The following is an 18,286-nucleotide window of genomic DNA, read 5'->3' as shown; positions in this document are numbered from 1 at the left end:
CATGCTACTGGGCGGCCTGGATCAGTGCGTCCACGTCCAGCAGATGGCCGGCGCGCTCGGCCTTGGTGCGCAGGTAGTGCTCGTTCTCGGTGGTGATGTCACCGGTCACCGGAATGCACTCGACCACGTCCATGCCCGCATTGCGCAGGCGCTGCGCCTTGGTCGGGTTGTTGCTGAGCAGTGCGATCCGCGCGATGCCCAAGCCCCGCAGCATCGCCACCGCGCTGCCGTAGCGGCGCTCGTCGGCGCCGAAGCCCAGCTGCGCATCGGCGTCGATGGTGTCCAGTCCGTCGTGCTGGTAACCGTAGGCGCGCATCTTGGCGGCGATGCCGGTGCCACGGCCTTCCTGGTCCAGGTACAGCAGCACACCGCCGCCGAGTTCCTTCAGCTTGTGCAGGCCGCGCCGCAGCTGGTCGCCGCAATCGCACTTCAACGAGCCGAACAGATCGCCGGTCAGGCAGGACGAATGCACGCGCACCGGCACCACGGCGGCAAGGTCGGGCTGGCCGACGATGATCGCGACCTGGTCGCGCTGCGCCACGCCGCCGCGGAACACCGCGAAGGTGGTCATGCCGATGTCGCGCAGCGGCACCGGTGAGCGTGCCACCAGTTCGTAATCATGGGCCGCATGCGCGGCGCCCTCGGCCAGGTCGCACAGGGCGACCTGGGCGGCCGCTTCAAAGCGCGAATCCGCCGGGTCCAGCGGCAGGCCGACCATTGCCGGCAGCAGCAGCCCCAGCCGTGCCAGCTCCACCGCACCGGCATCCAGCGCATCGCCAGCGCTTGCCTCTGCCGGCATCGGGCCGGGCTCGCGCAGGTAGCCCAGCGAGGGCAGGGCATCGAAGTCGATCCCCTGCAGTGGCAGGCGCACACCTTGCGGCGCTTCCATGCCCAGCACGCGGGCACGGGTCTCGGTCAGGAACAGGTAATGGCGGCCGGCGGCCAGTCCGGCGAAGGCATCGAAGCTGCGCCGGGTGGCGCTGTCCAGCGCGATCACCGCCATCCGCTGCTGCGCATCGCCGGTGATCACCACCGGGCGTCCGGATCGCAGTTCGGCGACCGCGCGTTCGCAACGGATCGCCGCCGGGTCACCAAACAGGGAGGGGGCAGCAGCAGGCATGGCAGGACCGGGGCAGGGAGTAAGCAAGCGATAAATGGGGGCCACGACGACGGAATCAACCGTCAGTGTGGATGCCTGGCGGTGGCGTAGGGGTTGGGCTCCTGGTCGTCTGGGCGCAGGGTATAGCGCTTGTAGGTCCACTGGTACTGCGCCGGGTCACGCCGTGCAATGCGCTCGATGCCGGCGTTCAGTGCGGCGGCGGCCACGTGCAGGTCCGGGTCGGCGACTGCCGCATCGGCGGCTTCCAGGTGCAGGGCGAACTGCATGTCCGGGCCACTGCGTTCGCACCAGCCATACAGCACGGTAGCGCCCGTGCGCTCGGCCAGCCGGTTGACCAGGGTCATGGTCAGGGCGGGCATGCCGAAGAAGGGCACGAACACGCCGTCGCCGGCCTTGGGCTGCTGGTCGGGCAGGATTCCGGTAGCGCCGCCGTCCTTGAGCACCTTGAACAACTGGCGCACCGCGGGGCCTTCGGCACGCACCTGCTGCACATTGTGGCCGCCGCGCACGATCTGCAGGAAGGCATCGCCGGCCGGATCCTCCGGCGCCTTGTAGACGATGGCGATCTGCCCGCGAGAGGCCAGCCACTGGTTCAACAGCTCCCAGTTGCCGAAGTGCGGAGCGGCCACGATCACGCCCTTGCCGGACGCCAGCGCGTCGTCGTACAGCGCCTCGCCGTGGCGTTCCTTCAGGTTATCGCGCAGGTTGCTCGCCGCTGGGCGGGTCCACAGCCAGAGTGTCTCCACCGCCTGCAGGGCAGTGGAGCGCAATACGTCGCGGTGCATCCGCGCGCGCTGTACGCCGTCCAGTTCCGGGTAGGCCAGTTCCAGGTTGCGTCGGGTCACCCGGCTTTCCCGTGCGTTGCCGCGGATCCACGCCCAGGCGAGAGCGTGGGCGAAGCCGCGCAGGACCGGCCACGGCAGGTGGGTGAACAGGGTGGCGGCCCGGTAGGCCAGCCGGGCTTTGCGTTCCGGATTCATCCGCCCAAGTTTAGCGTGGCCGCTGCTAAGGTGGCGGGCTGCCCCTGCTTCGAGGTCCCCATGCTCGTCCTGATCCAGCGCGTCAGCCAGGCCGCCGTCCACGTCGATGATCTGGCCGTGGGGCAGATCGGCCCGGGCCTGCTGGCCCTGGTGGGCATGGAGCCTGGCGATTCGGAGGCCCAGCTGCAGCGGATGGCCGATCGGTTGCTCGGCTACCGTGTGTTTGCTGACGAGGCGGGAAAAATGAACCGGTCTCTTCGCGACACCGGCGGCGGGTTGCTGTTGGTCAGCCAGTTCACGCTGGTCGCAGACACCGCCTCCGGCATGCGTCCCAGCTTCACCACGGCGGCGCCGCCGGCCGAGGCTGAACGCGGGTTCAACCGTTTTGCGGAGATATGTCGTGAAAAGCATGCCTTCGGGGTGGAAACGGGACGCTTTGGCGCCCATATGGTCGTCAGCCTGGTCAACGACGGTCCCGTGACCTTCCTGCTCAGGCCCTGACCCCCCGGGACCACCGCCCGGGCAGGCCGGGCGAGGGGCTGGTATAATGCTACGTTCCCTTTTCCTACTCCAGCCGGTGGCGCGAGCATCCATGGCCAACGAACGTCCTGCCCAATCCGAAATCAAGCAACTGATCAGCAAGGGCCTGGAACAGGGCTACCTGACCTATGCCGAAGTCAACGATCACCTGCCCGACGACATGGTCGATCCGGAGCAGATCGAAGACATCATCGGCATGATCAACGGCATGGGCATTGATGTCCATGAAGTGGCCCCTGATGCGGAAACCCTGCTGCTCAATGACGGCAACACCGGCAATCGCGAGGTGGATGACACCGCCGCTGAAGAAGCCGCTGCCGCACTGACCGCACTCGACACCGAAGGTGGCCGCACCACCGACCCGGTGCGCATGTACATGCGCGAAATGGGTACGGTCGAGCTGCTGACCCGCGAAGGCGAAATCGCCATCGCCAAGCGCATCGAAGAAGGCCTGGGCCAGGTCCAGGCCGCACTCGGCCTGTTCCCGGTGTCGGTCGAATCGCTGCTGTCCGATTACGAAGCGCACAAGGAAGGCAAGAAGCGCCTGGCCGAAGTGATCGTCGGCTTCAACGACCTGTCCGAAGAAGTGCCGGCCCCGGCCGTTGTCGAGGACACCAGCGACGACGCTGATGCCGACGAGGACGACGACGAGGAAGAAGACGGCGACGACGCCGAGGAAGAAGCCGGCCCGACCGGTCCGGATCCGGAAGAAGTCGCCGCGCGCATGCAGGCGCTGGCTGATGCCTTCAATGCCTTCAAGAAGGCGGCCGCCAAGGGCGATGGCAAGAACCTGCTGAAGCTCCGCGAGGAGATGTCGGCGGTGTTCGTCACGCTGAAGCTGCCGCTGCCGCTGACCGACGTGCTGACCAAGCAGCTGCGCGACACCATGGCTGGCATCAAGTCGCATGAGCGTCGCGTGCTGAACCTGGCCACGGTCACCGCGCGCATGCCGCGCAAGGACTTCATCCGTTCGTGGGAAGGCAACCAGACCAACCTTGAGTGGGTGGAAGACGCACTGAAGCGCAAGCAGAAGTGGTCCTCGGCCCTGCGTGACGTCAAGGACCAGATCATCTCCGAACAGCAGGCCACGATCGATATCGAGAAGGGCACCCTGCTGAGCCTGGATGACCTGAAGGAAATCAGCCGTGCGATGGCTTACGGCGAAGCCCGTGCGCGCAAGGCCAAGAAGGAAATGGTCGAGGCCAACCTGCGCCTGGTCATCTCCATCGCCAAGAAGTACACCAACCGCGGCCTGCAGTTCCTCGACCTGATCCAGGAAGGCAACATCGGCCTGATGAAGGCCGTGGACAAGTTCGAATACCGTCGCGGCTACAAGTTCTCCACCTATGCGACCTGGTGGATCCGCCAGGCCATCACCCGTTCGATCGCCGACCAGGCGCGCACCATCCGTATTCCGGTGCACATGATCGAAACGATCAACAAGTTGAACCGCATTTCCCGCCAGATGCTCCAGCAGTACGGCCGCGAGGCCACGCCGGAGGAGCTGGCCAAGGAAATGGACATGCCGGAAGACAAGATCCGCAAGGTGATGAAGATCGCCAAGGAGCCGATCTCGATGGAAACCCCGATCGGCGACGACGAGGATTCGCATCTGGGCGACTTCATCGAGGACACCAACGTGGAGTCCCCGATCGAGAACACCACCAACATCAACCTGTCTGAAACCGTGCGCGACGTGCTGGCCGGCCTCACCCCGAGGGAAGCCAAGGTGCTGCGCATGCGCTTCGGCATCGACATGAACACCGATCACACGCTGGAAGAAGTCGGCAAGCAGTTCGACGTCACCCGCGAGCGCATCCGCCAGATCGAAGCGAAGGCGCTGCGCAAGCTGCGTCACCCGAGCCGTTCCGAGCAGCTGCGCAGCTTCCTGGATATCGACTGATCCCTGTCGGTGCCTGAAGTGTTTTTGAAGAACCCCGCTCCGGCGGGGTTTTTCGTTGGTCATGAAGAAGTTTTTTACGTAACAGTAACGTTGATAAGGCACTGTTTTTAAAAGAATCATCCGAAACAATTTCGAATTTTTCGTAACATGTTCCGTAACATGGACTGCCGTATCAGGCCCCTGGGTTCCAGCGGATCCTTGATGTGTATGACCGTATTCAGGTTGTTCAGCTGCTCCACATTAATTTGCCAAAAACGTGTGCTCTACGTCACAGATCAGGGGTTAATCTGCACATGCCATCCATGACGGATGCAGTCCACAGGGGGACTTCAATGTTGGCTCGCTTTACCGGTGACGAAGGTCGCCGCAATCTGCTGTACACGCTGTCCGAGCAGAAACTGGTACGCGGCGACAAGGCGCTCGCCGAAGCACTCGCCAGCAGCGTGACCTTGTTGGAGGCACAGACCGGTGCCGCCGTCATTCACCAGGGTGGAGTGGACAATGACGTCTACTTCATCGTGACCGGATCCTTCGACGTGTTCGTCAATGGCAAGCGCGTCGCACGACGCCAAGCCGGCGAGCATGTGGGCGAGATGGCCGCCGTGCAGCCGACGCAGATCCGCTCGGCGACCGTGGTAGCTGCCGAACCCAGTGTCGTCGCACGTGTCAGTGCGGCCCGCCTGGAGGACCTTGCCGAGCAGTTCCCGCAGATCCACCGCTACGTGGCGCAGGAACTGGCGCGCAGGCTGTACCAGCGCAACGACCACATCGGCAGTGCCCGCGACCGCACCAAGGTGCTGGTGCTGGCGTCGCCGCAGGCGGCTGCGGCGGCGCAGGTGGTGCAGGAAACGTTGGCCTGCGAAGGCTTCACCGTGCGCCAGTGGCAGGATGGCCTGGCCCGCAGTGGAGGGCTGTCCGTGCAGCGTCTGCAGGAGCTGGCGGCGGGCGTTGATTTCGCGGTGGTGATCTCCGGTGACGACAACGCACCGGCAACGGCCGATGCATGGCCGGCCACGCGGGACGCGCTGCTGCTGGAGACCGGCGTGCTGCTGGGCGTGCTCGGCTGCGACCGTACCGTGCTGCTTGAGGCACGTGGTGAACATGCCGGCGTGGAAGACCTGCCGGGTGTGGTCAACGTGACGTGGCAGCCGGACCCCAGCGATGAGCTGGAGGCCGTGCTCGCCCCGGCCTGTACCCGCCTGCGACGTTACTTCGAGCGGCAGGGGCCCTTCGCGGTGGCGTAATGGGGGGTGAGGTGCCGACCGTCACAGGTCGGCACGTTGTGGGTATTGCGCGATGACGCACCGGTGTCTGGAGTACGGCCACGGGCTTGCATTAGACTGGGCGGCCGCAAGCGGGCCTATAGCTCAACGGTTAGAGCAGAGGACTCATAATCCTTTGGTTCCAGGTTCGAATCCTGGTGGGCCCACCAGATAGATCAGGCACTCAGGTTTCCCCGAAGTGCCTGATAAGAGCTAACGGAACAATTGCCGGAAAAATCAGCGGCGTCGTGGAGGTTTCACGACGGGCAGAGCATGGTCGTAGCGCCCTGGCGTGGTCGGCGACTGATGACCCGCTGCATCCTGCTTGTCGCCACGGTTGCCAACGGTATCCGTAACACCTCGGTGCTTCAGACCATTCAAGATGGAAAGCACCGTAGGTCAGGCGCCGCGTTGTCGTCGGCTCATTGAACGCATGAGCGAAGCGGGCACCGGAGGGTGCTCGCTTCCTGTCCGGCCGTCACCCAGGCTCAGCGGCTCCCTGCATCGGCAGGAAAGTAGCGTTTGCCCAGCCGCAAGGCGACGTGGACCAGCAGGATCAGCACCGGTACTTCCACCAGCGGGCCGATCACTGCCGCGAAGGCTACCGGGGAAGCCAGCCCGAACGCCGCGATGGCCACGGCGATTGCCAGTTCGAAGTTGTTGCCTGCTGCGGTGAACGCGATCGCGGTGGTGCGGGGATAGTCTTTGGCGATCAGCTTGCCCATGAAGAAGCTGATGACGAACTGGATGATGAAGTACAGGGTCAGCGGGATCGCGATGCGTACCGCGTCCATCGGAATCCGCAGCACGTCGCCGCCCTTCAAGCTGAACATCGCTACGATGGTGAACAGCAGCGCAGCCAGGGTGATCGGACTGATTGCAGGCAGGAATTTCTCTTCATACCAGCGCAACCCATTACGCGCCTTGAGCCAGCGGCTGGTGAGGAAGCCGGCCAGGAACGGAATGCCCAGGTAGATCAGCACCGCCTCGGCAATGGTCCAGAAGCTGACGTCGATCACGCTGCCCTGCAGGCCGAACACGGGCGGCAACCAGGACAGGAAGAACCACGCGCAGACGCTGAACAGCGCGATCTGGAAGATCGAGTTGAATGCCACCAGGCCGGCCACGTACTGGCTGTCGCCGCGTGCCAGCTGGTTCCACACCAGGACCATGGCAATGCAGCGCGCCAGCCCGATCAGGATCAGGCCGGTCATGTACTCGGGGTAGTCGCGCAGGAACAGCACGGCCAGGCCGAACATCAGGAACGGACCGACGATCCAGTTCTGCAGCAACGAGAGCATCAGCACCCGCTTGTCCGCGAAGACCGCGGGCAGTTCCTCGTACTTCACCTTCGCCAGCGGCGGGTACATCATCAGAATCAAACCGATCGCAATCGGGATGTTCGTTGATCCAATTGACAGGCTGTTGAGCGCGCTGGGCACGCCCTCGAACAAAGCGCCCAGGCCGACGCCGAGCGCCATGGCGGCGAAGATCCACAGCGTCAGGTACCGGTCCAGAAAGGACAAGCGGGAGGTGTCAGTGGTCATGGAATTTTCCGGGAGGACGGTCAGTGGATCTGCGCAATCGGATCGAGCTGGGCCTTGAGGATGATCTGATGTGCCCGGTCGAATGTTTCAGCCTTTTTTGCATCCGAGCCTTCCACACCGGTCGGATCGAACAGGCCCCAGTGCATCTGCACGAAATCGCCAAACACCACCGGGCAAGCAGAACACGACGGATCATTCTGGCGCTCTCTGGGGTAAGGAGTCAGCAGCCTGCCGGCCGTTCACAGGCCTGTTCGTCGGCGCAGCAGTTTTCAGTCAGGTAGGCCACCAGCTCGTTCATCACCACGAACTCGGCCCGGTAGCAGATGGTCCGGCCACGCTGCTCGGCGCTGATCAGTCCCGCACTCAGCAGTTCCTTCAGGTGGAAGGAGAGTGTGGCGCCAGGCAAGCAGAGCGCCTGGGCAATGTCGCCGGCCAGCTTGCCGACACTGCCAGCCTGAACCAGAAGGCGGAAGATCGACAGGCGGGTAGCATGACCCAGGGCTGCCAAGGCGTGGGTTGCGTTTGTATGTTCCATGATTCTAGAATAATGGAATAGATATCGCAGGACAACCCCGTGCAGCAGATCCCCAACGTGGTCCCAAGTGCCTTGGACATCCCCACGGCCGCCAAGCTCAACGACCCCGCTGCGCAGCCCCATCGCCCGCGCATCCTTATCCTGTACGGCTCGCTGCGACCTCAGTCGTTCAGCCGCAAGCTGGCGCTGGAGGCTCAGCGGCTGTTGGAACAGCTCGGGGCGGAAACCCGCCTGTTCGATCCACACGAGCTGCCAATGCTTGACTCGGTGCCGGCTACCCACCCCAAGGTGCAGGAGCTTCGGCAGGCCTCGCTGTGGTCGGAGGGCCACGTATGGGTCAGCCCGGAACGCCACGGCACCCTTACCGCGGTATTCAAGAACCAGATCGATTGGCTGCCGCTCGAAGAGGGCAGCGTGCGCCCCACCCAGGGCCGTACGCTGGCCGTGATGCAGGTCTGCGGCGGCTCGCAGTCGTTCAACGTGGTCAACGCGCTGCGCGTGCTCGGCCGATGGATGCGGATGGTGACGATCCCCAACCAGTCGTCGGTCGCCAAAGCGTGGCAGGAGTTTGACGACGAAGGTCGAATGAAGCCTTCGGCGTACTACGATCGCGTGGTGGACGTGATGGAGGAACTGGTCAAGTTCACCCTGCTGGTGCGCGGGCGCAGTGACTACCTGATCGACCGCTACAGCGAGCGCAAGGGCGCCGTTGAAGCGGCGGCGCTGGCGGCCGCTGCAGACGTGGTCGAGACCGTTTTGAATCAGGAGGAAAGTGCGTGAACGCTGTCATCTATCACAACCCCAAGTGTGGCACCTCGCGCAATACACTCGCGCTGATCCGCTTCGCCGGGATCGAACCGGAAGTGATCGACTACCTGGCACACCCGCCCAGCCGTGCGCGCCTGGTCGCGCTCATTACGGCGGCGGGGTTGAGCGTGCGCGATGCCATCCGGCAGAAGGGAACCCCGTATGACGAACTCGGGCTGGGCGACGCAGCACTGAGCGACGACGCGCTGCTTGATGCGATGCTGGCGCACCCGATACTCATCAATCGTCCTTTCGTACAAACCGACAGGGGTACTCGTCTGTGCCGGCCTTCGGAAGTGGTGCTGGACATCCTGCCGCCGCTGCCCGGACCGTTCCGAAAGGAAGATGGAGAGTTGGTGACCGGGCACGCCGGCAGCTCGATGCCGTGATCCCGGTGCCGGGCTGGGCTTGCCACCGTTGAGAACCAAAGGAGGTCATGCCCCATGTCGCCGCTCGGCGGCCATCCAGTTATCGACCTGACCAGGCTGCAGCCACACCGGCATCCTGTCGTGGATATCGGCTGACACGCCGCTGCTGCCGCCGGTGATGATGGTGAAGGTGCAGAGGCCACCGTGCGCATTCGCTTGACCGAACAAGCCGCGCCACCTAGATTTCCTGATGAAACCCACTATCACGCCGTGACCCCAAAGACGGCCAACATGCCGAGTCGGCCCCTATGATCATGCAGCCATGACCAAGACGACGCACCTCGTTGGCGTTGATCACGCCGGCTTTACGGTTTCCTCCTTGGACGAATCCATCCACTTTTGGACCCAGGCGCTGGGTTTCGAACTGCAACGCCAATCGGAGATGGGAGGCGATTTCCTGTATCAGGTTACAGGCGTTGATGATCCGAACGTGCGCACGGCAATCGTCTCGGCGCCGAATGGGTTCATGGTTGAGCTGCTGCAGTACTCTGGAGGTCGCCAGCATGGAGCCGCGCCGGAAAGTGCCGGTGCGATCGGAGCTGCACACCTGGCTTTGACCGTGGAGGATATTCACTCCGCCATCGCCCGTGTAGAGGCTGCGGGATGGAAGGCGAAGGGCAGTCCACAACCCATTCCAGGCGGTCCACGCAAGGGGACACTAGCGGCCTACGTCTCCGGCCCCGATCACATCACAATCGAGTTCATGCAGCCGCCAAGCAGGTGATGGGCGTGCAGAGGAAAGTGAACTGGCATCACTGTCAGGTGCGGCCATGCAAACACGCGCTCTTGGCGGGTGTGATCGCCAGTTCTTCGTTGGGGTTATCGACCCATGTCTGGCAGGGCAATGTCGGCCTCGCGCACGGCGCGCTCGAACTGCGGCCGACCGAACCAATAGCCCTGCATCAGGCGGATGCCGAGATCCGACAGACACTGCGCCTCATCGCGGGTTTCTATGCCTTCGGCAATGACCTCAATAGCCAACTGCCCGCACATGGATACCACGCCCGCCACGATCGCGCGTCGTGCAGGGCTGTGGTCGATCCCCCGGATCAGCGCCATGTCCAGCTTGACCATGTCCGGCTGGAAGTCGGCCAACAGGTTCAACCCCGCAAACCCGGCACCGAAATCATCGATTGCCGTCTTGAAGCCGATTCGTTTGTACTCGCTCAGGATCTCGGCCAGCCACTTGCCATCGCTGACCTGCTCGCCCTCGACGGTTTCAAAGATGATCCGTTCGACCGGAAAGCCATGCCGGGCCGCGGCCTGGAGCGTAGAGCGTATGCATACCTCCGGCCGGTAGATCGCGTTGGGCAGGAAGTTGATTGAAAGGTGTGACTCCAGATTCAACGACGCCGCGATCCGGATGGCTTTCTCGCGGCAGGCCTGGTCGAACGAGTAGCGGTTGTCCGCCGTGACACGTGACAGTACCGAGCTTGCCGGCTCGCCAGCAGGACCACGCACCAGCGCTTCGTGGGCGAACACCCGGCGAGCCTGCACATCGACGATCGGCTGAAATGCGTAACTGAAGTCGAACTGCAGCGGATCCGCATCGCGGCATAGGCTGCATCCAGCGCGCAGATCGGTGGGGGGCATGCGGTTGAATCCGTGCTCGGGTCGAGGCAATGAGAATAGCCGACGCCAATAACGGTCATGTGGACGCCGATGTCATTCAGTCACCCTGCGCTGCTTGACCTGATCTGCGCGGTCAGCAGGCGGGTCAGGTTGCGGCGGGCAAAGTAGCCCTGCAGCTGGCGTGCCTTGATGGTCATCGCTTTCAGCCGGGGGTGGGCGTCCGGCCGATGCTCCACCCGGTAGCACCGCGATGCCCCACACAACTCGGCCTGGCTGGCGGTGACCAGGATCACCGTGACCTCCAGGCTGGAGAAAGCTGCCTCGGTGGCGATGTCCGGATTCTCCAGGCTGGCGCGCTCGATAAGCGTGCGGAATCGTCCCAGGTCGCGTTCGCCGCCGCTGATGAGCGCCCCCACGGTGGTTGCGCGGCGTACGTCATCGTCATCGCCGGGAGCAGCCTGGCGCCAGCGCTCCGTGCGTTCGGGAATGACAGCACGGACGACCCTGCCAGTGGGCTCGATCAGGTCGATGACCACATCGAGCAGGTAGACCGGTTCCAGCCCCAGGTTGGTCACGAAGCAGTGCGCATCCAGGTCCTTCCCGGCGCCGGACGTGATCAGGATGGAAGGGCGCTGCTGGCGACGATAGCTGCGCAGGAAGAAACTCAGGTAGACGACCCAGATCAACGCCGTCACGCAGGTCATGGCTGCGGTTATCAGGGGGGCGAAATGGAGAAGCTTCTGAAGCACGGTGAAATTGATCCAGTCGAGTCGACGCACGCCAGCGCGCTGACGCGCATCATCGCCCTTGAACAGCCCGCATCCTGTGAAGCATCCACCAGCAGGGCCGGGGCAGCATGCGCGTGTCGACGCCATCATCACGATTCTTTATTCGCCTCCGGGCTAAGCTCAGTCTCCGCCTCCGGAGAACGCCGTGCCGCTCCATGCTCTTGTCTATGCAAGCCAGATGGCCGCCGACCTTCCGGCCGGACGACTCGAAGGGCTCGTCCAGGATGCGGCGAGGTTCAATCAGTTGGCAGGAGTGACCGGGCTGCTGCTGTTCGATGGTGAGCGCTTTCTGCAGTACCTGGAGGGCCCGGAGCAGGGCGTGCATGCAGCCTACGGGCGGGTGCTCGCTGCATCGAGCCATGTCGACATCCTGCAGCTCGCGCGGGGGCTCGTCGGGACCCGGCTATGCCCCTTCTGGTCCATGACGCGGGTGGACACGGAGCGGCGGGACCTGGGGAAGGTGGCGACGGCCGACTGGAACAGCTTCGTACGCCGGGGAACCGCGGTACGGCCCACAGCGGTCGACCATCTGGACGGTATCGTGGCCCGGCACCGGCAGCAGATGCGCACTCCGGGCTGAAGCGATCCGAGATCGGGCGCTTCAGTCATCCGCCTCGACGTCTGACGCGCTTTCGCATTTCTGCTTCTTCGGCGCACACAGCCGATCCAACAGCGCCAGCGTGACCCCGTTGCTCCAGCCGAAGCCATCCTGCAGCGGGTACTCGCCACCGCCGCCACCGCCGGCCGATCCATCCACCACGTACTTCTCCACCAGCTTCTGCTCGCGGTCATACACCGATTGCACGGTGCGCAGGAAGCGTGTGCCCACCTGCCGTGCCAGCCTGTCCTGGCCGTAGCGCTGCAGGCCATCCACTGCCACCCACTGCAGCGGTGCCCAACCGTTGGGCGCGTCCCACTGCTGGCCGGTACGGAGCGTGGTGGTCAGCAAGCCGCCTTCTTTTACCAATTGAGTTTCCACGGCATCGGCGGTGCGTCGTGCCTGCGGCTTGCTGGCGATGTCCAGCCACAGCGGGAACAGTGCGGCGGCGGTGAGGGCAGGGCGGGTGTGGCCGGTCTGCAGGTCGCGGTCCACGTACCAGCCCTGCGCCTGGTCCCACAGATGGGTATTGATGGCGCGTTGGCGTGCCTGTGCCCGCCGCTTGAAGTCACGGCGTGCCTGCGTGTCCCTGGCCACGTCGCTGGCGTGGGCAAGCGTGCGTTCCAGGTGGAACAGCAGGCTGTTCAGATCCACCGGCAGGATGTCGGTGGTGCGGATGCTGGACAGCGCGGCCGGGTCATCCAGCCAGCGCGAGCTGAAATCCCAGCCGGACTCCGCGCCCGCACGCAGGTCGCGGTAAACCTGCGACGGTGCGCGCTGCGGTGCCTGCGCCGCCGTGGCCAGGTCATCGGTCCAGGATTCGGTGCGTGGCACTGCGCGGGCATCGTAATAGCGGTTCAGCACGCTGCCATCGGCCAGCCGCACCACGCGTGCATGCGCCTGCCCCGGCGCCAGCCCGTCGGCGCCGCTCATCCAGAATGCATGTTCCGCGCGCAGCTGGGGCAGGTAGCGCCGATACGCCTCATCGCCTTCGTGGGTGGCCAGCAGGTCCACCATCAGGCTGAAGAACGGCGGCTGCGAACGGCTCAGGTAATAGCTGCGGTTGCCATTGGGAATGTGGCCGTGGGTGTCGATCTGGTAGGCGAAGTTGTCCACCATGTCGCGCACCCGCTGCCACTGGTCGCTGGCCGCCAGCCCCAGCAGGGTGAAGTAACTGTCCCAGTAATACACTTCGCGGAAGCGCCCGCCGGGCACCACGTAGGGTTTCGGCAGCGGCAGCAGGGAACCCTTCGGATCAACCGTGCCGGTCTGGCGGGTCAGTACCGGCCACAGGCTTTCGATATGCGCGCGCAGGGTTTCACCGGCGGGTGGCACGTAGGGGACTGAGTCGCTGGGGATATCGAAGTTGTCATTGACGAAGGCGTGCAGCGAAAAACCGGACTGGGTGTGCTCGCGCTGCCAGGCCTGCACGATCGCCTCGGGTGCGCGGCGTGGTAGCGCATCGACGAAGGTCTTCTGGTCCGCGAACAGGTGCGCACCCTGCACCTGCTGGAACAGCGGCTGCAGGAGTTGGTCCGGTGGCGTGGGGCCTGCGGCGTGTAGCGCCGTACTCCACACCATCGGGACCAGCAGCAGAGTGGCCAGGCAGTTGCGTGCGCGCATGTGAGAGCCTTGGAATGAGCGTGGCCTCAACTCTAGTACAGCGACGCGCGTCGGGCAGGTGATGGCCATTGGTCGTGATTGTCTTTGTCTGTACAGTCCATCACAGGGAACCCCTCGAGGAAGCAGGTTGGCCATGGACCGCACAACGCCCCGGAACGCCCGTCGCCTGCTGATCGGGGCCATCGTGGTGGTACTTGCGGCCATCGCCGCGCTGCTGTGGCCTGAGCGTCCGCATGCGCCTGAAGCAGCTGGCGCGGCCAGCTTCGACGCGGTGCCACCGAACGAGCCGCCGCCAGCCGCCGCCACCCCGTCCGACACGCCACCTGCGGTGGGTCAATCCGCGCAGGCACGCATGCTGGCGCTGCGCCGGGACGCCGCCGCCGGGATCCCGGCGGCGATGCGCGATCTCGCCGATGTGATGCAGCGCTGCGGATTCGGCAAGCTGCACGGCCCGCTGTTCGAAAAACATGTGGACGAGATGGCGGCGCAGATGAGGCCTGACCAGGTGCACCTGCTGCGTGCCGCTGCGGCGCGGCGGCAGGCGCTGTGCGAAACCATCCCGGGCACCTTTGACGAGCAGGTTCAGCAGCAGCGGCAGCTGTTGCAGGATGCCGCGGGCAAAGGCGACCTGTTGGCACGGCTGCGCCAGCGCACCCGTGCGTTTACCCAGCAGGCCAAGGCGGGGTTGCCGGATGATGCCGATGCGCTGATCGACGAAGCCTTGATGTCCAGCGATCCGCGCGCGCTGTTCGAGCTGGCTAGCCTGCATAACACGTCACCGGAACTGCTGGCCAAGGCCGGCATGCGTACCACCCGCAGCGATGGCGCTGCCTTGGTCCTGGTGGCTTGCGAGCGCGGCCTGGACTGTAGCGCGAGCTCTGAATTCGGCGATGATCTGTGCATTGCCAGTGCAATGTGCACGGAGGATCTCGATACAGTGGTGTTGAACGCCGCTGCTGCCGAGGGCAGGACGGAGGAGGTCCAGGCACGCATGCAATGGATGCGCACGATGCTTGATGAAGTGGATCGCGCGCGCTGAACTGCGTGGGTCAAGCCGCCGAGCGTGGCTCGGCGCTACCGGGGATCATGGTTGCTGATCGTGTGGTGGCAGCTGCCTGGCAGATGCGCGCTTCTGTGAGTAACGCACGATCAGCCACACCAGCAGCGCGATGCCTGCCGGTATGCAGAAAAGGACCAGCAGGATCAACCAGTGCCAGATGCTGAAGCTTCCCATTTGGTTCTGCCTTGATGATGGTGCACCGATGCTAGCATCGGTCACCTAAGAGGACGCAGGGAGGCGCGCAGGCGTGGTGGAACGCGGGGCAGGATCACGATCAAGGGCGGCGCTTGTCGCTGCGGTGGCGCTGCTGGCAACAGTTGGAGGGTCGTTGTCACGTAGCGGTGATGAGGCCGCACCGATACAGGATTTCGCCGGGATATCTGCAACTCCCGGTTCTGCCGGGCAACGTGCCGCGCTGCCTGGAACGCAGCCGCCGCAGGTGACCTGCGGGCTGTCGGAAGTCCAACGCCTATGGGCGGTGAAATCCGCTGCCAATGGCGGGGATGCCGCCGCCATGCGCGAGATAGCCTTCACCAGTGCACGCTGCGCGGGCATGGGACACGGCAGGCAGGGGATCCAGCAGACTCTGGATGGAGCATCGGCCAATCTGGAAATGCACAGCCCCGAAGCAGCGGCAGCGTATCGCAGCGCTGGGCAGAGGCTGGAAGTGCAGTGTGAAGTACTGGGCACCTGGAGCAGTGGCCTGCGTGCCTTCGCGCGACTCTGGCGTGATCGTGCCACGGAGGCGGGAGATCTGACGGCGATCATCCGCAACACGCTGTATGACGCGCAACGCGATCCACAGGTTGTGACAGAACTGTTGGACCGCGTCATTGTCAGTGGCGATACGCAGGCGATCGCCGAGATGGGTGCGCTGTTGTTCCAGGTGGGCAGGGGCGGGCAGTCATTGCCGGGATATGAAGGGATGGCATTCGACGTATTCGATTTCTACGCGATGCAGATGATTGCCTGCCAGCGCGGTCTGGCGTGCGGCGAAGGATCGGCGATGCTGGATGACATCTGCCTGACGGGAATGCAATGCACGTTTGCCGATTTTCCTGCGTTGTTGTGGCACAACGTTGAAGAGGACGGCGAGGCGCATCAGCTTGAGCAGGCAGTGAAGAAGATGCGCGGTCTGCTGGAGAGCTGAGGTTCCGCCGAGCATGGCGCGGGGTTACCGGGAGCCCATGCCGCACTTCGCGGTCGAGGCCGGGTTCACACGTTGAACAAGTCAGCGCACCCGCATCCCTTCAATGCCCGGGATGCTTTCGCGTATCGCATCCAGGAACAGCTGCAGGCGTGCGGGCCGGTGGCGTCCGGCCGGGAACACCAGGTGTACCGGCAATGGCGCGGCTTCCCAGCCGGGCAGCAGCTGCACCAGCCGACCGCTGCGCAGCTCTTCGGTCATCATCCAGGCCGATCCGATGCCCACGCCGATTCCATTGCAGACCGCCTGGTGCAGCACGAACAGGTTGTCGGTGAGCAGGCGGGGCTGGATCGCGATGCGCTCCTGCGTCTTGCCGATGCCGGCGCCCTGGCAGCGCTGCAGTTGTACGCTTTCACGATAGAAATTGGTCAGGGACACCCACGGCAGCGTTGCCAGCGCGGCGGGCGTGGTGGGCAGCGGATCGGGCGCGCTCGACGCGGCGCACACCACGATCCGGGGCACCTCGGCTACCTGCACGGCCACCACGTCCTGCTGTTCCAGCGGGCCTACGCGGATGGCGCAGTCGATGCCTTCGGCGACCAGGTCGGACAGGCCATCGTGCAGGCGCCATTCCAGGCTGATCTGCGGGTAGCGGCGCAGGAAGGCCAGCATCGGCGCCATCAGCTGGCCTTGCCCGAAGGCATGCGGCACCAGCACGCGCAGGCGTCCACTGGGCTGCTGGGCGGCACCGCGCAGGTCCTGTTCGATGCCTTCCCAGCTGTCCAGCAGCTCACGCGCATGCTGCAGGCAGCGTTCGCCATCGTGGGTGAGCTGCATGCCATGGGTGGAGCGCTGCAGCAGGCGCAGGCCGAAATGCTTTTCCAATGACTGCAGGCGGCGGCTGATGGTCGGCTGGGTGGTGCCCAGTTGTACGGCTGCGGCAGACAGGCTGCCGGCATCCACGATGCGCACGAAGGTGCGCAGCAGGTCGATGCGGTCGGCATTGGCGGGGGCGGAAGAATGGCTCATGCGTAGTGCGTATGGGGCTGATGCGGCCGAGCCTACTACACCGGCCATCCTGGCAGGAGGAAACTGCGCGCCATCACACCAACAAGGCTCATCCCATGTCTACTGCGCATGACGCAACCCTGCCACTACCGCCGCCCGCCTTGCCCGGCCTGTTGGTTCCGGTCATGGCCGCCGGCGCTGGCTTCAGCGTGGCCTCGCTGTACTACGCCCAGCCGATGCTGGGCGCGATGGGGGCTTCGCTGGGGGCCAGCGACGCGTCCATCGGCCTGGTGCCGACCCTGACCCAGCTCGGCTATGCGGCGGGCATTGCGTTGCTGGCCCCGCTCGGTGACCGCTTCGAACGCCGGCGCATCATCCTGGTCAAATCCTTGCTGCTGGGCGCAGCGCTGCTGGCCGCCGGCCTGGCTGGGCACCTGCCCGGGGTGCTGCTGGCCAGCCTGCTGGTCGGCCTGATGGCCACCGTGGCGCAGGACGTGGTGCCCGCCGCCGCCACCCTGGCACCGCCGGAACACCGCGGTGCGCTGGTTGGCAAGGTAATGACCGGCCTGCTGCTGGGCATCCTGCTGTCACGCGTGGTCAGTGGCGTGGTGGCCGAACAGTTCGGCTGGCGCGCGATGTTCATCGCCGCCGCGGTATCGGTGGTGCTGATGGGGCTGCTGCTGCGTGCCACGCTGCCGCGCTTTGCGCCCACCACCACGCTGGGCTATGGCGCGCTGCTGCGTTCAATGGGCGGGTTGTGGATGCAGTTGCCGCCGCTGCGCCGTGCGGTACTGGCCCAGGCACTGCTGGCAATGGGCTTCAGTGCGTTCTGGTCGACGCTGGCGTTGATGCTGCATGCCCGCTTCGGCATCGGCAGTGCGGGCGCCGGGGCGTTCGGAATCGCCGGCGCGGCCGGTGCACTGGCCGCACCGCTGGCCGGGCGTTTTTCCGACCGCATCGGTACCCAGCGGGTGGCCCGGCTGGCCATTGGCATCGCCCTGCTGGGCTTTGCCAGCCTGCTGCTGGATGGCCTGCTGCCGGTGTCGCTGCAGCTGGTACTGCTGGCGGTGAGTGCGGTGATCTTCGACTTCGGTTTCCAGGCCGCGCTGGTGTCCCACCAGACCTTGGTCTATGGCTTGCAGCCGGAGGCGCGCAGCCGCCTGAATGCCCTGCTGTTCACCGGCGTGTTCGTGGGCATGGCCGCAGGCGGTGGCTTGGGCGCCATGGCGCTGGCCCAGGGTGGCTGGCATGCGGTGGTGCTGCTGGCCTGCGCGACCAGTGCACTGGCGCTGTGGGTGAGGCGGTAAAAAGCCGTTCTCGCTGAACATGGCCGATGTCGCTTTTCTGAAAGCGGGGGTGTACAAATGT

At 64.8% G+C, this 18,286-nt stretch carries 18 protein-coding genes, 1 tRNA gene and 2 pseudogenes; 11 read left to right on the top strand and 10 right to left on the bottom strand.

The window, feature by feature from the left end:
- Positions 1 to 4 precede the first annotated feature (4 nt).
- Together ribA and H9654_RS05005 are read right to left on the bottom strand one after the other, a co-directional pair.
- Positions 5 to 1,147: a GTP cyclohydrolase II RibA gene (gene ribA, locus H9654_RS05010; RefSeq protein WP_372487479.1), complete on the bottom strand. Its 1,143-nt coding sequence runs from the start codon at positions 1,145 to 1,147 to the stop codon at positions 5 to 7.
- 35 nt (positions 1,148 to 1,182) lie between these two features.
- Positions 1,183 to 2,100, bottom strand: a complete 918-nt coding sequence (locus tag H9654_RS05005; RefSeq protein ID WP_191769494.1) for a lauroyl acyltransferase — start codon at positions 2,098 to 2,100, stop codon at positions 1,183 to 1,185.
- 60 nt (positions 2,101 to 2,160) lie between these two features.
- Here H9654_RS05005 and dtd point away from each other — a divergent pair, with 60 nt between their 5' ends.
- The 4 genes from dtd to H9654_RS04985 all read left to right on the top strand — a co-directional run bounded on the left by dtd (position 2,161) and on the right by H9654_RS04985 (position 5,975).
- Positions 2,161 to 2,601, top strand: coding sequence for a D-aminoacyl-tRNA deacylase (gene dtd / locus H9654_RS05000; RefSeq protein WP_191769492.1), 441 nt, complete (start codon positions 2,161 to 2,163; stop codon positions 2,599 to 2,601).
- 91 nt (positions 2,602 to 2,692) lie between these two features.
- Entirely contained in the window at positions 2,693 to 4,543 is a 1,851-nt protein-coding gene (rpoD, locus tag H9654_RS04995) for an RNA polymerase sigma factor RpoD (protein WP_101101316.1), read from the top strand.
- A gap of 332 nt (positions 4,544 to 4,875) precedes the next feature.
- Positions 4,876 to 5,787 carry a cyclic nucleotide-binding domain-containing protein gene (locus H9654_RS04990; protein ID WP_191769490.1) on the top strand — a complete coding sequence of 304 codons (912 nt, stop codon included), beginning with the start codon at positions 4,876 to 4,878 and terminating at the stop codon, positions 5,785 to 5,787.
- Positions 5,788 to 5,899: 112 nt separating this feature from the next.
- Positions 5,900 to 5,975, top strand: a tRNA-Ile gene (locus H9654_RS04985).
- Between the two features lie 318 nt (positions 5,976 to 6,293).
- On the opposite strand, the gene arsB is transcribed toward H9654_RS04985, so the two are convergent.
- The 3 genes and pseudogenes from arsB to H9654_RS04970 all read right to left on the bottom strand — a co-directional run bounded on the left by arsB (position 6,294) and on the right by H9654_RS04970 (position 7,887).
- Positions 6,294 to 7,352 (bottom strand): ACR3 family arsenite efflux transporter, encoded by a 1,059-nt coding sequence (gene arsB / locus H9654_RS04980; protein ID WP_191769488.1) that lies wholly within the window; start codon positions 7,350 to 7,352, stop codon positions 6,294 to 6,296.
- Between the two features lie 20 nt (positions 7,353 to 7,372).
- Positions 7,373 to 7,540: pseudogene (locus H9654_RS04975) on the bottom strand (arsenate reductase ArsC); the annotation flags it as partial.
- Positions 7,541 to 7,572: 32 nt separating this feature from the next.
- Positions 7,573 to 7,887: an ArsR/SmtB family transcription factor gene (locus H9654_RS04970; protein ID WP_191769486.1), complete on the bottom strand. Its 315-nt coding sequence runs from the start codon at positions 7,885 to 7,887 to the stop codon at positions 7,573 to 7,575.
- A 39-nt stretch (positions 7,888 to 7,926) separates the two neighbouring features.
- Between H9654_RS04970 and arsH the strand changes: the two genes are divergently transcribed.
- Both arsH and arsC read left to right on the top strand, forming a co-directional pair.
- The gene (gene arsH, locus H9654_RS04965; RefSeq protein WP_191769484.1) at positions 7,927 to 8,667 is read left to right on the top strand and encodes an arsenical resistance protein ArsH; all 741 of its coding nucleotides are present in this window, start codon (positions 7,927 to 7,929) and stop codon (positions 8,665 to 8,667) included.
- Complete coding sequence (gene arsC / locus H9654_RS04960; protein ID WP_191769482.1) at positions 8,664 to 9,083, top strand: arsenate reductase (glutaredoxin); 420 nt, start codon at positions 8,664 to 8,666, stop codon at positions 9,081 to 9,083. Before arsH ends, arsC begins: the two co-directional genes overlap by 4 nt.
- Before the next feature lie 66 nt (positions 9,084 to 9,149).
- Here arsC and H9654_RS04955 read toward each other — a convergent pair.
- A pseudogene (locus H9654_RS04955) lies at positions 9,150 to 9,314 on the bottom strand (SOS response-associated peptidase family protein); the annotation flags it as partial.
- A gap of 70 nt (positions 9,315 to 9,384) precedes the next feature.
- Here H9654_RS04955 and H9654_RS04950 point away from each other — a divergent pair.
- On the top strand, positions 9,385 to 9,846 hold the full coding sequence (locus H9654_RS04950; protein ID WP_101101262.1) for a VOC family protein: 462 nt from the start codon (positions 9,385 to 9,387) through the stop codon (positions 9,844 to 9,846).
- Between the two features lie 95 nt (positions 9,847 to 9,941).
- On the opposite strand, the gene H9654_RS04945 is transcribed toward H9654_RS04950, so the two are convergent.
- On the bottom strand, positions 9,942 to 10,715 hold the full coding sequence (locus H9654_RS04945) for an EAL domain-containing protein (RefSeq protein WP_191769480.1): 774 nt from the start codon (positions 10,713 to 10,715) through the stop codon (positions 9,942 to 9,944).
- An 80-nt stretch (positions 10,716 to 10,795) separates the two neighbouring features.
- Complete coding sequence (locus tag H9654_RS04940; protein ID WP_191769478.1) at positions 10,796 to 11,575, bottom strand: hypothetical protein; 780 nt, start codon at positions 11,573 to 11,575, stop codon at positions 10,796 to 10,798.
- Between the two features lie 52 nt (positions 11,576 to 11,627).
- On the opposite strand from H9654_RS04940, the gene H9654_RS04935 reads away from it, so the two are divergent.
- Positions 11,628 to 12,062 (top strand): BLUF domain-containing protein, encoded by a 435-nt coding sequence (locus tag H9654_RS04935; RefSeq protein WP_191769476.1) that lies wholly within the window; start codon positions 11,628 to 11,630, stop codon positions 12,060 to 12,062.
- Positions 12,063 to 12,083: 21 nt separating this feature from the next.
- Here the strand turns inward: H9654_RS04935 and treA are convergent, their stop codons facing one another.
- The gene (gene treA, locus H9654_RS04930; RefSeq protein WP_191769474.1) at positions 12,084 to 13,703 is read right to left on the bottom strand and encodes an alpha,alpha-trehalase TreA; all 1,620 of its coding nucleotides are present in this window, start codon (positions 13,701 to 13,703) and stop codon (positions 12,084 to 12,086) included.
- 352 nt (positions 13,704 to 14,055) lie between these two features.
- Here treA and H9654_RS04925 point away from each other — a divergent pair, with 352 nt between their 5' ends.
- Together H9654_RS04925 and H9654_RS04920 are read left to right on the top strand one after the other, a co-directional pair.
- Complete coding sequence (locus H9654_RS04925; protein WP_191769472.1) at positions 14,056 to 14,742, top strand: hypothetical protein; 687 nt, start codon at positions 14,056 to 14,058, stop codon at positions 14,740 to 14,742.
- Between the two features lie 349 nt (positions 14,743 to 15,091).
- Entirely contained in the window at positions 15,092 to 15,913 is an 822-nt protein-coding gene (locus H9654_RS04920; RefSeq protein WP_191769470.1) for a hypothetical protein, read from the top strand.
- Between the two features lie 81 nt (positions 15,914 to 15,994).
- Here the strand turns inward: H9654_RS04920 and H9654_RS04915 are convergent, their stop codons facing one another.
- Complete coding sequence (locus H9654_RS04915) at positions 15,995 to 16,939, bottom strand: LysR family transcriptional regulator (RefSeq protein ID WP_191769469.1); 945 nt, start codon at positions 16,937 to 16,939, stop codon at positions 15,995 to 15,997.
- A gap of 164 nt (positions 16,940 to 17,103) precedes the next feature.
- On the opposite strand from H9654_RS04915, the gene H9654_RS04910 reads away from it, so the two are divergent.
- Positions 17,104 to 18,225, top strand: a complete 1,122-nt coding sequence (locus H9654_RS04910) for an MFS transporter (RefSeq protein WP_191769639.1) — start codon at positions 17,104 to 17,106, stop codon at positions 18,223 to 18,225.
- Positions 18,226 to 18,286: the final 61 nt, after the last annotated feature.

It is taken from the genome of Stenotrophomonas lacuserhaii, assembly GCF_014836545.1.
Taxonomy (GTDB): domain Bacteria; phylum Pseudomonadota; class Gammaproteobacteria; order Xanthomonadales; family Xanthomonadaceae; genus Stenotrophomonas; species Stenotrophomonas lacuserhaii.
This window is presented reverse-complemented; position numbering and strand designations above follow the sequence as displayed.